We start from the raw sequence: 14,716 nt of genomic DNA on the forward strand, positions 1-14,716 counted from the left end.
GGCCGCTATGCGGCTCTTTCTTTCGTTACGGGGCACAGGCAGGAAAGAATCTTTACCAAAATTTTTTCATATGGTAGAATGACTTGACTTAATTGTTAACCTACAAATTTATTTGTGGTTAACAATTATGCAATTTACGGGCGGTGAGAAGATGTGACAACGTACGGAGAACGGCTTGCGGCTATGAACAAAGCTCATGTCTGGCATCCTTTTACGCAAATGAAAGATTACAACAACTCCGAGCCTCTAATTATCGAACGAGGCGAAGGTATTCGATTATTCGATATGCAGGGACGCGCTTATTACGATGGGTTTTCTTCGGTTTGGCTTAACGTACACGGACATAACGTCCCCGAGCTGAACGAGGCGATCGCAGACCAGCTAGGGCGCGTCGCGCATTCCACTCTTCTCGGAATGGCCAATATTCCAGCCATCGAGCTGGCGGGAAAGCTCGCGGAAATCGCGCCGCAAGGCTTGACGAAGGTGTTCTACTCCGACTCGGGCGCAACCGGAGTCGAGATTGCGCTCAAAATGGCGTTTCAATACTGGCACAACCGGGGGACGAAGGGGAAAACGACTTTTGCAACGATGAATCAAGCGTATCACGGGGATACGATCGGCGCGGTTAGCGTCGGTGCGATTCCGCTGTACCATGAGACGTTCCGCCCGATGCTGTTTCCTTCCCGCGTTATTCCGTATCCGTACGCTTACCGTCACGAGGGCGGGGAGCAGGGAGCGATGGAGTCGACGCTGTCCGCCTTGCGCCAATTGCTGGAGACGGAAGCGGATCGGATCGCGGCTCTTATCGTGGAGCCGATCGTGCAAGGAGCAAGCGGCATCATTGTTATGCCGCCGGGCTGCTTGCGGGAGATGGCGGCGTTGTGCCGCAAGCATGACGTGCTGTTGATCGCCGACGAGGTGGCGACCGGCTTCGGCCGGACGGGGGCGATGTTCGCGTGCGAGCTCGAAGGGGTCGCACCCGATTTGATGGTCGTTGGGAAGGGACTGACGGGCGGTTACTTGCCTGTGGCGGCGACTCTTGCGACGGATAAGGTGTACGAAGCGTTTTATGCCGATTACGAGGAGCAAAAAACATTTTTTCACGGGCATTCCTTCACAGGCAACCCGCTTGGCTGCGCCGTCGCTTTGGCAAGCTTAAAGCTGCTGGAAGAGCGCAGGATGGTTGAGGGCGTAGAAGCTAAAGCGTCATTCGTGGCCCGCAAGCTTGCGGCTCTTAACGATCGTCCTCATGTCGGCGAAATCCGGCAAAAGGGGCTCATGATCGGAATCGAGCTTGTGCGCGACAAGGTTTCGCGCGAAGCGTACGGCTGGACGGAGCGTATCGGAGTTCGCGCAAGTCTGCGGGCCAGAGAGCTCGGAATGCTGACGAGGCCGCTCGGCAATGTGATCGTCTTCATTCCGCCGCTTGCGAGCAGCGAGGCTGAACTGGATGAGATGACGGATATTTTGGCAGCTTCGATCGTTCATGCAACGGAAGGCGGCACCGCTTCATGAGTCGCGGGGTCGCTCGCAAGCTGCGCGGATTATTCGTAACCGGCACGGACACGAACGTAGGGAAGACGATTGTGACGGCGGCGATAACCGCCGTGCTTCGTGCCGAAGGGCGCAATGTCGGGATATGGAAGCCGGTGCAATCCGGCGCGCTTCTCGGCAGCGGAGCTACCGACGCAGAACGATTGCTGCAATGGACGGGAATACGGGAGCGGCCCGGGGCGGTGTCGCCTTATACGTTCGAAGCTCCGCTGGCACCGCTGCTTGCCGCGCAGAAAGCCGGATTGAGCCTAACGCTGCAGGAGGTTATTGCGGCGGGCGAACCGTTAGTCCGCCGTTACGAATCGCTGCTTATCGAAGGGGCGGGCGGCGTCGCGGTTCCTTTGACCGCAGACGCTCTTGTGGCGGACTTGATCGCAGAGCTTCGGATTCCCGCTCTGATCGTAGCCCGTTCGGGGCTCGGCACGATTAATCATACGCTTCTTACGGTGTCCTATCTTCGGCAGCTTAAGGTTCCGATCACCGGAATTATTCTTAACGACGGCGAATGCGGCGCGGGGAAGGACGACCCGAGCGTCGCTTCGAATGCGGAGCAGATTGAACGATACAGCGGCATTCCAGTGTTGGGACGGTTTCCCCGCTTGCCCGGCGGAACCGATAGGGAAGCGTTAGTGAATGCCGTATGCCAAAAGATTCGGATAGCGCCGATCAGAGAGGCAATAGAGATGCAATCCAAGGAGGATGAACGAGGATGAGTACAATTGGCGTTAATTTGGAGTGGTCGTCGCTTGGGCAAAAAGCGCTGAACGGCGATCGTTTAACCGTAGAAGAGGGGCTGGCCGTGCTCGAAGCGAACGACGACGAGCTTCTGCCTCTTATGCAAGCCGCATTTAACGTCAGAAAGCATTATTACGGCAAAAAAGTAAAGCTGAACATGATCATTAACGCCAAGAGCGGCCTCTGCCCCGAAGATTGCGGTTACTGCTCGCAATCTATCGTCTCGACGGCGCCCGTCTCCAAATATACGATGCTCGACAAAGAAACCTTGCTGGCAGGGGCGCGGGAAGCGCTGGCGCGCAGCGCGGGTACCTATTGCATCGTAGCGGCCGGGAAAGGGCCGACGGAAAGAGAGCTCGATCAAGTCGTCGAAGCGGTCAAGGAAATTCGAGATACGATGGCGCTTAAAATTTGCGCATGCCTGGGCATCTTGAAGGACGGCCAAGCCGAACGTTTGGCGGAAGCGGGGGTGCATCGCTACAACCACAACTTGAACACAAGCAAAGCGAATTACCCTTCGATTACGTCAACGCATACGTACGATCAACGAGTCGAAACCGTAGAGAAGGTCAAGACGTACGGGATGTCCCCTTGCTCCGGCGTCATCATCGGCATGGGAGAGACGAATGAGGAAATCGTGGAGATGGCTTATGCGCTGCGCGAGCTCGATGCGGATTCGATTCCGATCAACTTCCTGAATGCCATTCCGGGAACGCCGTTGGAAAAAGCGGGACGCACGCCTGCTATGAAAGCGCTCAAGGTGCTGGCGCTGTTTCGATTCATTTGCCCGTCGAAGGAAATTCGCGTGGCGGGGGGCCGCGAGGTTAACCTTCGAACGTTGCAGCCATTGTCTCTGTACGCGGCCAACTCCCTCTTTGTCGGAGATTATTTGACGACGGCAGGCCAAGACGTTTCGGCCGATCATCAGATTATCGAAGATTTGGGCTTTGAAATTGAGCTTAATGCTCTATAAGGCGGTCAGGCAATGAAATGGATGGAAGATGAACTGGCGCTATTGGCCGGTGCCTCTTTGGAGCGTTCCTTGCGCGACACCGTCCCGGTGCCGGGCCGGGCGGGATACGCGGTGCGAGGAGAACGGCGATTGCTCAACCTGTCCTCCAACGATTATCTCGGACTGTCGCAGCATCCCGCCATTCTGGAAGCGATTCGACAATCGCTTCCAGCCGAAGGAGGCGGGGCGGGCGCATCGCGTCTGGTGACCGGCAACCGGTCGCCCTACAGCCGTCTTGAAGAAGCGCTCGCCGCTTGGCAGAACAGGGAAGCCGCTCTTGTTTTTGCGAACGGCTATATGGCTAACTGCGGTGTCATCCAAGCGGTTGTCGGGCGAGGAGACGCAGTGTTCAGCGACCGGCTCAACCATGCGAGCATCGTGGACGGCATTGTGCTGAGCCGCGCGGAGCATGCGCGATATCGGCATAACGATATGGAGCATTTGAGGCAATTGCTGCACAAGCACCGCGATAAGCGGCGCAAGCTGATCGTGACGGATGCCGTTTTCTCTATGGATGGCGACAGGGCTCCCTTGCGCGAGTTGGTGGAGCTGAAACGGGAGTACGGAGCTAATCTGATGGTGGACGAAGCGCACAGCGGAGGCATTTACGGCGAGCGGGGCGAAGGCTTGTGCTCCGAGCTCGGACTGGGGGACGAGGTGGACATCCATATGGGAACGTTCAGCAAATCGTTCGGAGTATACGGCGCTTACGTATGCGGCAGCCGCACATTGATTCGCTGGCTCGTTAATAAGGCGAGACCGCTAATCTATTCAACGGCGCTGCCTCCTTCCATTCTGGCTGGCATTTCAACGGCGCTGGAGCTCGTTCAGACGGAACGATGGCGGCGGGACAAGCTCGTCGCGTCCTGCTTGCTGTTTCGCTCTTCGCTATCCGCGGCCGGCTTTCATGTCGGCCATGGCGATTCTCCCATTGTCCCGGTAATTATCGGGGATAACGATAGAGCTCTCCGGTTCAGCGAGGCGCTTGAAGAGAACGGCATTGCAGCGGTTGCCATAAGGCCGCCGACCGTTCCCGACGGTACGGCTCGAATTCGCTTCTCCCTGTCGGCCGATCATTCCGAGGCAGAGTTGACCGATGCCGTCTCGGTCATATGCAGGCTCGGGCTGGAATTCGGGGTGCTGAATCGATGAAAGCATCGGATAACCTTCTCTCGCAAGTCCGGCCGAAGACAAGAGGCTCAATTTTGTGGCTGACCGGATGGAGCATGCCGGATACGGTTTTGGACGAGCTTCGCCGGTGGCTGCCGGATTTTCAGCATGTTTCGGCAGCTTACAGCAGCGCCGAATGTCCGGAGAGCATGCTTCTTCTAACGGAAAAGGCGGCAAGGAGTGTCATGGATTCGGAGATGCGCGACGGCCCGATGCTGATCGCCGGCTGGTCGCTCGGAGGCTTATTGGCTCTGAGGCTGGCGGCTCAAGGACTGGCCGACGGCCTTGTGCTGTTCGGGGCAACGGCTCGGTTCACCCGATCCGGAGAAGAGTCGAACCGGGGCTGGGCGGACGCTTATGTGAGACGGATGATTTCGGGAGTGACCAAGGATCGGCAAACCGTTGAGACGTCATTTCGAAAGCTCGTGCTGACGGAGGACGAATGGGCGAGCGGTCTTGGGCGAAGACTTCCCCCGGCCGGAGGCTGGAGCGCTTCGGCTTTGGTCGCGGGTCTTCAGCTATTGAGAACCGAGTCTGTGCTGCCGATGCTGCCCGCAATCGACTGTCCCGTTCTTCTCGTGCATGGGACGGAGGATCGAATATGTCCTTACGGCGCTGCCTTGGAGCTCATGGCCGCACTTCCCGGAGCGAAGCTGGTGTCTATCTCCGCATGCGGACATGCGCCGTTTCTGGGGAAGGAAATCTTCATTGCCGATGAACTGAGGAGATGGTGGCATGACCGGTAAAATAAACGGGGTTGGAGTCCGGTTCGACCGCAGCGCCGATTCGTATGACGCTCATTCCGATGTTCAGCGAACGATGGCGGACATGCTTATGGCTTCGATTGCTGAGCCGATGAACGATGGGGCTGCGGACAGGCTCGACATTCTTGAAATCGGCTGCGGCACGGGGGCATTGACTCATAGGCTAACGGACGAATGGCCGGCAGCGCATATTACGGCGCTTGATCTTGCGCCAGCGATGATCGAGCGGGCGAAGCGGCGCGTGTCTTCGAATCGCGCTTGTTTTATTCATGCGGATGCCGAAGCTTGGGTTAACGTTGCCAAGGCGGCCTCGTTCGATCTCATCGTATCCAACGCCTGTTTTCAATGGCTCGCCTCTCCCGGGATAACGATGCGTCGCCTTCGAAGCTTGCTTCGTATCGACGGCTCGTTGATCTTCGCGACGTTCGGGCCCGCTACGTTTTGCGAGCTGCACGAGGCATTTGCCGAAGCGTATCGTATCAACGGACTTGAGCCGCAGCGGCATGGACTGTCGTTTCAATCCTCCAACCAGTGGGTAGATATGCTGAAGGACGCAGGATGGTCGAACATCGAATGCCAGCGTCGGCTTCATACGGAGACGCACGCTTCGGCAAGAGATTTTCTTCATGCGGTCAAAGCGATGGGAGCGAGTGCCTCGGAAGCTGTCGGCAGCCGGGGTCTCGGGCCGCGCCGACTGTTCGCCGACATGTACAAGGAATACGAGGAGAGGTTCGGGACGCCGGGAGGCGTCACGGCCACTTATGAGCTTCTGTTAATCCGTTCCGAACTGAAAAGGAGATGAGTCGATCATGGCCGATCTTACGATGCAAGCGATCAGATATCATCAGTTCGGAGAACCGGAAGTGTTGCTGCTGGAACCGGCGCCTCGTCCGGAGCCGCAGCCCGGGGAAGTGCTTATTCGCGTACTCGCGGCTGGCGTGCTGCCGGTCGACTGGAAAATACGCAAGGGACTGTTCCCGCTGCCTGTGCAGTTCCCGGTTATTCCCGGCACCGCTATGGCCGGAATCGTGGAGGAGGCAGGACCCGGCGTAACCTCGTTCAAGAAAGGGCAGGCCGTATTCGGCAGAAGCTCGAAAGGGACGTATGCGGAATTGACGACAGCCCCCGTGGAGGCGATTGCTCTCAAGCCTTCGTCGCTCAGCTTTGTCGAAGCGGCGACGTTGTCCGGAGGAGCCTCGACAGCTTGGCGGGCGATCATCGATGGAGAAGTAAAGAGCGGCGATCGCGTGCTCATTCACGGGGCGGCCGGCGGCGTCGGCTTGTTCGCCGCTCAATTCGCCAAATGGAGAGGTGCGCACGTCATCGGTACGGCCGGGCCTGCCAACATCGATTTCATCCGTTCCTTGGGAGTCGATACAGCGATCGATTATACGTCCGTGCCGTTCGAGCAAGCCGCGCAGGATGTCGATTTCGTACTGGACACGGTCGGAGGCCAGACGCTTGAACGTTCATGGTCCATCGTAAAAAGAGGAGGCACGCTTATTACGATTACGGGCCAACCGCCGATGGAGAGGGGGCGCGAGCTGGGGGTTCGGGTGTTGAGGTCTTCCCTTGCGTCCGGTCAGAATTTGACGGAAATCGCGGCCCTGATCGACGAAGGTCACGTCAAGACGTACGTTCAGAGCGTATTTCCTTTGGACCAAGCACGGCAAGCGCACGAAAGAAGCGAGAGCGGGCATGGGCGCGGGCGAATCGTGCTTCGAGTCGCCGATGTATGAGCCTTGCTGTTTACAATTGGTTAGGCAAACGATATGCTCGAATCAAACGAGGATAAAGGAGCGGGATGGATGAATCAGGAAGTGACCGATTTTATTGAAGCGCTGCAAGAGCCGTGGCAACGGGAGCTTAGCGCTCGTCTTCGCGAGGTTGTCTACCAAGCGATTCCTGCCGTACAAGAACGGATTCAGTACAAGAAGCCTCATTTTCTAAAAAACGGAAAATACGCCGCCGTCATCTCGACGTCGAAAGCAGCGGTTAGCTTCACCATTTTTAACGCGAGCGAGCTTACGCTTCCGGAAGATTTGTTCGACGGCCCTCCGGAGAGGAAGACGATCAAGCTGAAGCAAGGTCAATCGTTCGATGCGGATCAATTGTCGTCGTTGGTTAGCCAAGCCTCGGCTTCGCTGTAAGAAGTAGCTCCCAACGGGCAAAAAGCCAGCCTCCCCACTCTAGCGGTGGTTTTGGAGGCTTTTCGTGTGCAGTCGGGACTAGATTCTTGTTTCCGGTATTTAACGGCGGATTGTCTTAATAAGCTTTAATAAGCATCGATTTTGAGGAAGAGAGGCGGGCATGATGGGGCGCATCCAATGGAAGACGTTCAGCGTAACGATTGAACGCGGAACGGAAGAAGTATACGAATATATAATGAACCCGGAAAATTTCGCCGAATGGGCGATTTCCTTCTGCCGCTCGGTCAAGAAGACCGATAGCGGATGGAGCATCGAGACGGCGGAAGGGCCGATGAGTCTTCGGTTCGCCGACGGCAACCCTTACGGGATTATGGATCATTACGTAAGAGCCGGAGCGGGCAACGAAAAGCCGAACCCCGCACGGGTCATTCCCGACGCTTCCGGCAGCAAGGTGATTTTTACCGTATTTCAAGCGGAGGACGAGGCGGATCGGGAATACGCAACGACTTTTCGCAATGTGGAGGAAGATTTGCTCGCCTTAAAGAGCGTCTTGGAAAAACGAACGATTTAGATATTGGCTCTGTTAGCCAACAAAAACTTCTCAACTATAGTATTGAATTCATAGGGAGCGTCTGCATTGGCGCAATGCCCCGCCCTCGGCAGCGTAATTTTTTCTGAGAGCGGCTCCATCCGATGCAGCTCGGCTGCGGCGTCATGGGCCAACTGCCGGTCATGCTCTCCGGTCAATATTAATAGCGGATAGGGTACGGGAGAATCCTTTTTGACAAAAAAAGCGTTCATCCCGGCCATCGCCAAAAACGATTTTCTCCCGAAACGTTCGATTCCTCTCGCGAAGGCGGCGCGCCCTTCGGCTGTGCTGCAGGAAACCGAGACGACATGCTTTCTGAATTTCTTCATAGAGAACAGCAAGTAGAGAAGCCATCTCCATCCTTCTTTTCTTTGCTCTTTCAGTATCGCATCGTTCGCTTTATGGATGGAATAGCCGCCGACAGCGGTGACGGTTCGTACGGCGCGGGGATAACGGTCGGCAAAAGCTTGAGCCACCAGCGATCCCAATGAAACGCCGATAAGATGGCAGGATGAAATCCGATTGTCCGCCAAAATCCGGTCGAGAATGTCGGGCATATCCCCGAGAGTCGCTTGGGCGCCCTTCGTCCGGCATTCCCCGTGTCCCGGCATGTCTAAGGCAATGACTCGAAACCGATTTTGGAAAAAAGCCGTCTGCGGCTCAAAAATCGTATGATCGGCGAAAGCCGGATGCAGCAACAGAAGAGTATCCGCGTTGCTATTCCCCCATATGTAATACGTGATTGGGGTTTGTTTGCAGGAGATGCTTTTGACGATGGGCTCCATACGTTAGCCTCCCGAATTGTTGGAATTACACGGATGAGTCCCGTTAAACCTATTATATGCCGGAGGGTCGTACCATTTCCGTGCCTAAAGTTCGAATAAGGAACATCCGTACGAAATTGTGCGTACTATTCAAATCCGATCCGCGCGGAACAATGCCAAAGGCAAGGCTTGCGATTTACGGAGCAGGGCCGTGCGGCGAATGTACGGTACCTCGTCCCACTGTTGCGCTCTCGACCACACATCCCGCCGAAAGTATGGTACCTCGTCCCACTGATGCGCGTTCGATCACACTTTCGGCCGAATGTATGGTACATCGTCCCACTGTTGCGCTCCTGATCAAACTTCTCGCCGAATGAATGGTACCTCGTCCCACTGATGGGCTCTCGACCACACATCCCGCCGAATGAATGCTACCTCGTCCTACTGATGCGCTCTCGACCGCACTTCCCGCCGAATGAATGCTACCTCGTCCCACTGATGCGCTCCTGATCAAACTTCTCGCCGAATGAATGGTACCTCATCCCACTGATGCGCTCTCGATCACACTTCTCGCCGAATGAATGGTACCTCATCCCACTGATGCGCTCTCGACCACACATCCCGCCGAATGTATGGTACCTCGTCCCACTGATGCGCCTTCGACCACACTTCTCGCCGAATGAATGGTACCTCGTCCCACTGATGCGCTCTCGACCGCACTTCTCGCCGAATGTACGGTACCTCGTCCCACTGATGCGCTCTCGACCACACATCCCGCCGAAAGTATGGTACCTCGTCCCACTGATGCGCGTTCGATCACACTTTCGGCCGAATGTATGGTACCTCATCCCACTGATGCGCGTTCGACCACACATCCCGCCGAATGAAGGGTACCTCATCCCACTGATGCGCTCTCGACCGCACTTCTCGCCGAATGTATGGTACCTCGTCCCACTAATGCGCGTTCGATCGCACTTCTCGCCGAATGTATGGTACCTCGTCCCACTGATGCGCTCTCGACCACACATCCCGCCGAATGTATGGTACCTCAACGTAGCGGTAGATCGTCCGAACGCTCACTTCCATTTTGTCCGCCAGCCGCTCTGCCGTCATTTTTTCGTTGGAAGTCAACAACCATAGGAGGGACAGCAAATCGTCCTTCCTCTTAATATCTAGAGATGGTACGCGATAGGAGTCGCTTAGTACAGTACGGCAGCCGCGAAGAAGGAGTTTTATTGGATCGTGTCGAAGTGGCTACAACCAGACGACAGACCGCCAATTGAGGAGCCGTGCATGAAGAATCTGCTTGTTACGGGCTATCGGGCCCATGAGCTTGGCATTTTCAACCGGAAGCATCCGGGGATCGGCTATATCAAAAAAGCGATAACCGCCAAGCTGGTCCCCCTTGTCGAGGAAGGCGTGGAGTGGGTTATTACTCCGGGCCAATACGGCGTCGATTGGTGGGCTTGCGAGGCGGTCATCGAATTGAAAAAGCGATATCCCCAATTGAAGCTATCCATCCTGACTGCTTTTAGCAATCCGGAAGAGAAATGGAACGAGGACAAGCAAGAACACTACCGCGAAATTTTAAGAGATGTAGACTACTATGGCACGGTAAGCAAGCAGCCGTATAGCGGAGTATGGCAGTTCACGGCCAGGGACGATCTGCTGCTAAGAAAGACGGATGGCATTCTGCTCGTATACGACGAAGACGCCGGCGAGGGAAGCCCGAAATATTTCAAGGAAAAGGCGCTGCGCAAAAACGCGAACGGGGAGTATCGGTACATCGGCATCGGCTCGGAGGAAATTCAGAGCATCGCGGACGAGCACGAATATCCGGCGTTCGAGTAAGAGCTTGCTCCGCTATTTGCGGTACCTTTCGTAAGCCGCTTTGTAAACGGCCATATACTGCTCCAGGCCCCTCTGCTCGATGTCGAGCAAATACTGGTCCCAATAAGCGAACGGAACGGCTCCGCTTATGAATTTCTCTTCCATCTCGGTCACGTAGCTTTGAATATCCGATCCGACCGAGGACATCGTCTGCTGCTCTTCTTCATTCAGGTTGAAGTTGTACCAGATTTCCGGAACGGCGTAAGGCTTCGCCTTCTCGGCGGCAGCCATCGCGTTGGGCAGCGTCTCGGACCCTTTGAAGTACTTGGCCCGCACGAAGCCCGGATAGCTTCCTCCGATCCACGTCACGTATTTGGCAAGCGCCTGGTCATGGGTCAATCCTTCGGGATTGTTCGTAATGTCGCTTAAATACCGCAACTCCCCGTTTTCCGTCTTCTCATAGGTAACGCCTTCCTCTCCCATGAAAAACAGGGTTGCCCCTTCCTCGCTGTAAAAATAGTCGATCCACCGCATCGTCGCTTCGGGAATCGGGTTTTTGGACGTAATCGCGAAGGCGCCCGGGTGCACCATGGGCACTTTAATATGCGAATACAGCCGATCTCCGTGAGGCCCTTCGAGCGCTCCGAGGCCGATGTATTCCTTCCGGTTCATGAGCGTTTCCGGGTTCGGCACAATCGTCGAGCCTAACAGACCGGCTTTTCCTTTGGCCAGCAAGGCGTCGTAGTCGAGGGTGAGAATTTCCTTGTCCAGCAGATTTTCTTCGTACAGCTTATGAATGAACTGAAGCAGCTCCTTGTAGCCCGGCTGGATTCTCGTGAAGCGCAGCTCGTCCGAGCCGGGGCGACGTCCACGAACGGATGCCCCAACCCCGCGTTCCCAATCCCCAAGCCCCTTTGAGCTGATTGATCAAGTCGGTTATTCCGTTATCGCTGTAGGGGATTTCGTCGTGAATTCCGTTGCCGTTCAGATCGGTGCTTTTGACCGCCTTCAAGTAATTGTAAAATTGTTCGATCGAGGTCGGCTCCGGCATTTCGAGCTTGTCGAGCCAGCTTTTGTTCACCCATAGGGGCACACCGATCAGCATGGACAGCATGTTCGGATCGTAGAAGGAAGGCAGGGAATAAATATGGCCGTCCGACATCGTCAATCCTTTGCGGATGTCCGGGTATTGCTCCATGAGCTTGCTGAAATGGGGAGCGTATTGTTCGATCAGATCGTCGAGTGGGATTAATACGCCTTGCCGTCCGTACGTATCCAATTCCTTCGGCGATAGGCGAGCGGAATAGAAGACGTCCGGATAGCTTTCATCCGAAAGCGCCAAATTGCGTTTGGCCGCGAGGGCATCGAACGGTACAAGCTCGAACCGGACTGTAATGTTGGTCATGTCGGCATACTTGCTCCAGACGAGCGTGTCCTCATACCGATTGGAAAGCGCGCTGCCGGTAAAAAAGGTTAAAGAGTAAGGCTCGTTCAAGAGAGGCATTCCCGTCGGATTGACCTCGCTGCCGAGCTCGTCGTTCCGAACGGGGCCTCCGCCGCCCCTTCCGGCGCTCGCGCATCCGGCCAGCGACGCGGCAAGCATCGCGCCGGCTGCCAAGCTCAATAGGCCGGTCCGAATTCGTGCGCCTGCGCCAGATCGATTAAGTAGAGTCATCCGCATCACCCGCTCTTATGAATTTGCATAATTTGCCGCCTGCGGAATTCGCCCGGCGTCATGCCCGTCTGCTTTTTGAACATGCGGTTGAAGGAAGTGAAGTTGGTGTATCCGACCTGAAGGCTGATGTCGTTAATGTTCATTTCGGTCGTTACCAGCAGCTCTTGCGCCTTGCGTACGCGAATCCCGTTAAGGTGCTCGCTGAAGTTGGAGCCGGTCTTTTCCTTGATGTAGACGGACAAATAGGCGCTCGACATGTTCAAGAGGTCGGCCAAATAGCTCAAGGAAAGATCTTGCGCGAATCGCTTGTTAAGAATGTCCATGACTAGAGCCGCGACCGGATCCTGCTCCTCTTTGTCTTCCCGAATCAGCTCGCATACGACGGAGACCAGCTCGCGAAACGTTTGTTTGTATTCGGCTTGAGTGAAGCACTCTTTCAGCAAAGCGGGGAACGCTTGGAGCTTCTCGGAAGCCCCGGAGTTCCGTTGCAGCGGCTCGACGGCTACCGAAACCTTGGAGAGGACGATGTCCGACAATTCGGCGAAATGGCTGCAGCTTGCTTTGTCGCGGCTCATTTGCTCGAGCAGCTGCTCAAGCTGTCGATACGCTCCGTCCTCGTTGCCGCTCTGAAGGAAGGCGTTGAGCGAATGGTCCTGCTTCGGGTTAAGAGTGAAGGGGGAGACCCCGGCCAAATTCGTAACGATCTCCGTTTTTTCGGACAAGGGAGCTTGTCCGACCATTTTCTGTACCTGCTTATAAGCGCCGCTGAACTTGGACGGGTGCCCAAACGGGGTACCGATCGCGATCGTGAGAACGCCGTCCGGCGGCTCTAGGTCGGGATCATTCTTCCATTCGCTCATTAATGCGATGATAGGCTCCCGTTCAGCCTCGGCAATGACGGATACGAACTGATCGCGTTCGATCTGAAAGGTGCTCGAATCGGGAAAGCGCTCGGTAACGACCCGATCCATTCGCTCCAGCATGGCGCGGCGACCTTCCTCTTGACCGTGATCAAGAGAGGATGAGCCGGAGCGATGCGAACGGCGAGACCGGAACGAGTAGAGTACGACGACATAGCTTTTTTCTGCCGACAGAAGGCTTTGCCATTCGCTGCTTTCCGCGTTGATGTCCTTAAGCCGATTAATATAGCTGTAGCTTGTCAGAGCCGTGCTCTGCTTCTCGACCGTATCGGCTATTTTTTCTCTTTCGTCCAGCAGATCGTTGATCTTCGAACGGATCAAGTCGAACTCTTGAATGGAGGAGCTCGCCGTTGCCGGCTTTCGATTCAAGACGGCAGACAGCAGGTTTTTGACCGGAATTTGGATGCGTCTGCTGAAGAAGTAAGCGGCGACGACTCCCGTGGTCAGGACGGCGGCCCAAATAAGCAGCCACCTGTCGGTCAGACCGCGCATTTCCGCGATTACTTTCTTATAAGGAAGGACATAGACGTAGGAGGTGCCGGCTGCATCTCTTTCATAGAAATAATAGTTGCCTGCCCGATAGAGATATTCCCGATCCGTATCGAGCGCCGGAAGGCTTACGGATGGCAGCTCCCCGCGACGGTACAGCTCGTTGCCGTCTTTGTCCAGAATGACGAGCTCTCCGGGAGAAGTAAGGGACCCAACTAAAGCGTCGTATGCCTCCTCGATGTCAAGCAGCGCCGTGAGCCGATAGTTTCTTCCTCGCTGCTCGAACGTAATAGGCAAAATCGGCTTGGATACGCCGTTTATGAAGAAACGGCCGACGGGAAGCAGCTTGAAGCTCGTCAGTCCGCTCGGCTCATCGTTCCCGAACCCGTGGGAATAAGCCTCGCTTGCGTACAATTGACCGAACATGAGATCGGCGGAGCTGCTGCCCTTGTGGGAAAAGGAGAAGGATACGGACTTGAATTGGACGATAATCGTCTCCAAGTACGTTTGAGGCTTGTAGATTTCGGATTGAAGCGAACGAATGACGCGTTTGGCTCTTAAGTAATCGACATCGGCTTCAGGCTTCGATAATAGCTGCTGATTAAAGCCGATAAGATCCGCGTTGTCGTTCGTTTCGATGAGCAGCGTTTTGATACGGTTTAATTGAGAGTTGAAACGTTCCGACGCATTGCGAAGAACCGTTCGGTTCGTATGCAGAATTTCGTTCTTGATCCTTTGCTTGAAGAAAGACAACGCTACCGAGTAGAACAGAGAGAACAAGACCGTTAGAGCAAGGAAGCACATGAACACTTTTATGAAGAAGGTATTGCGGATCCCGAGTCGTATCATTCAGGAATTCCCCTTCCTATTCTAAGATGAAGGACTAGGCGCGTAAGTGACGGGGGCGCATGAATTTCATCATACGAAAAAAGAGTTAAGGCTGCGTGTTCGGAATGTAAATGCGAGGTTAAGGAAGGCTTGTCTTTATTTTAGATCGTTGCCGATGCATTGGATTTGTTCGCAGGGCGGCGTTTTGTCCAAATAATCGCCAGAAATCTAACAAC

15 protein-coding genes are annotated in these 14,716 nt (G+C 55.3%); 10 read left to right on the forward strand and 5 right to left on the reverse strand.

The features are described from left to right. Positions 1 to 183: 183 nt before the first annotated feature. From bioA to D3H35_RS20570, 9 genes are all read left to right on the forward strand, one after another. Positions 184 to 1,515 carry an adenosylmethionine--8-amino-7-oxononanoate transaminase gene (gene bioA / locus D3H35_RS20530; RefSeq protein ID WP_233568062.1) on the forward strand — a complete coding sequence of 444 codons (1,332 nt, stop codon included), beginning with the start codon at positions 184 to 186 and terminating at the stop codon, positions 1,513 to 1,515. Next, positions 1,512 to 2,267, forward strand: a complete 756-nt coding sequence (bioD, locus tag D3H35_RS20535; protein ID WP_119151012.1) for a dethiobiotin synthase — start codon at positions 1,512 to 1,514, stop codon at positions 2,265 to 2,267. Before bioA ends, bioD begins: the two co-directional genes overlap by 4 nt. Beyond that, positions 2,264 to 3,262, forward strand: coding sequence for a biotin synthase BioB (bioB, locus tag D3H35_RS20540; RefSeq protein WP_119151013.1), 999 nt, complete (start codon positions 2,264 to 2,266; stop codon positions 3,260 to 3,262). The genes bioD and bioB overlap by 4 nt, the downstream gene beginning before the upstream one ends. Positions 3,263 to 3,274: 12 nt before the next feature. After that, entirely contained in the window at positions 3,275 to 4,453 is a 1,179-nt protein-coding gene (gene bioF, locus D3H35_RS20545; protein ID WP_119151014.1) for an 8-amino-7-oxononanoate synthase, read from the forward strand. Next, complete coding sequence (locus D3H35_RS20550; protein ID WP_119151015.1) at positions 4,450 to 5,217, forward strand: alpha/beta hydrolase; 768 nt, start codon at positions 4,450 to 4,452, stop codon at positions 5,215 to 5,217. The genes bioF and D3H35_RS20550 overlap by 4 nt, the downstream gene beginning before the upstream one ends. Then, positions 5,207 to 6,037, forward strand: a complete 831-nt coding sequence (gene bioC / locus D3H35_RS20555; RefSeq protein WP_119151016.1) for a malonyl-ACP O-methyltransferase BioC — start codon at positions 5,207 to 5,209, stop codon at positions 6,035 to 6,037. The genes D3H35_RS20550 and bioC overlap by 11 nt, the downstream gene beginning before the upstream one ends. A gap of 7 nt (positions 6,038 to 6,044) precedes the next feature. Continuing rightward, positions 6,045 to 6,974: an NADP-dependent oxidoreductase gene (locus D3H35_RS20560; RefSeq protein WP_119151017.1), complete on the forward strand. Its 930-nt coding sequence runs from the start codon at positions 6,045 to 6,047 to the stop codon at positions 6,972 to 6,974. A 69-nt stretch (positions 6,975 to 7,043) separates the two neighbouring features. Continuing rightward, on the forward strand, positions 7,044 to 7,385 hold the full coding sequence (locus D3H35_RS20565) for a DUF1801 domain-containing protein (protein WP_119151018.1): 342 nt from the start codon (positions 7,044 to 7,046) through the stop codon (positions 7,383 to 7,385). A gap of 160 nt (positions 7,386 to 7,545) precedes the next feature. After that, positions 7,546 to 7,956 carry an SRPBCC family protein gene (locus tag D3H35_RS20570; RefSeq protein ID WP_147355905.1) on the forward strand — a complete coding sequence of 137 codons (411 nt, stop codon included), beginning with the start codon at positions 7,546 to 7,548 and terminating at the stop codon, positions 7,954 to 7,956. On the opposite strand, the gene D3H35_RS20575 is transcribed toward D3H35_RS20570, so the two are convergent. After that, positions 7,953 to 8,759: an alpha/beta fold hydrolase gene (locus D3H35_RS20575; RefSeq protein ID WP_119151020.1), complete on the reverse strand. Its 807-nt coding sequence runs from the start codon at positions 8,757 to 8,759 to the stop codon at positions 7,953 to 7,955. The genes D3H35_RS20570 and D3H35_RS20575 overlap by 4 nt on opposite strands. A gap of 933 nt (positions 8,760 to 9,692) precedes the next feature. Next, on the reverse strand, positions 9,693 to 9,890 hold the full coding sequence (locus D3H35_RS34940) for an HTH domain-containing protein (RefSeq protein ID WP_158594206.1): 198 nt from the start codon (positions 9,888 to 9,890) through the stop codon (positions 9,693 to 9,695). A 141-nt stretch (positions 9,891 to 10,031) separates the two neighbouring features. Here D3H35_RS34940 and D3H35_RS20585 point away from each other — a divergent pair, with 141 nt between their 5' ends. Beyond that, positions 10,032 to 10,589, forward strand: coding sequence for an SLOG family protein (locus D3H35_RS20585; protein WP_119151022.1), 558 nt, complete (start codon positions 10,032 to 10,034; stop codon positions 10,587 to 10,589). 12 nt (positions 10,590 to 10,601) lie between these two features. Here the strand turns inward: D3H35_RS20585 and D3H35_RS32670 are convergent, their stop codons facing one another. From D3H35_RS32670 to D3H35_RS20595, 3 genes are read right to left on the reverse strand one after another with little or no spacing between them, the layout of a single operon-like run. Then, a complete protein-coding gene (locus D3H35_RS32670; RefSeq protein WP_233568023.1) occupies positions 10,602 to 11,303 on the reverse strand; it encodes a type 2 periplasmic-binding domain-containing protein in 702 nt (233 codons plus the stop codon). A 55-nt stretch (positions 11,304 to 11,358) separates the two neighbouring features. Beyond that, a complete protein-coding gene (locus D3H35_RS32675; RefSeq protein ID WP_233568024.1) occupies positions 11,359 to 12,243 on the reverse strand; it encodes an extracellular solute-binding protein in 885 nt (294 codons plus the stop codon). 5 nt (positions 12,244 to 12,248) lie between these two features. Beyond that, entirely contained in the window at positions 12,249 to 14,501 is a 2,253-nt protein-coding gene (locus D3H35_RS20595) for a helix-turn-helix domain-containing protein (protein WP_119151023.1), read from the reverse strand. Positions 14,502 to 14,716: the final 215 nt, after the last annotated feature.

Source organism: Cohnella faecalis (assembly GCF_003570905.1).
Taxonomy (GTDB): domain Bacteria; phylum Bacillota; class Bacilli; order Paenibacillales; family Paenibacillaceae; genus Cohnella; species Cohnella faecalis.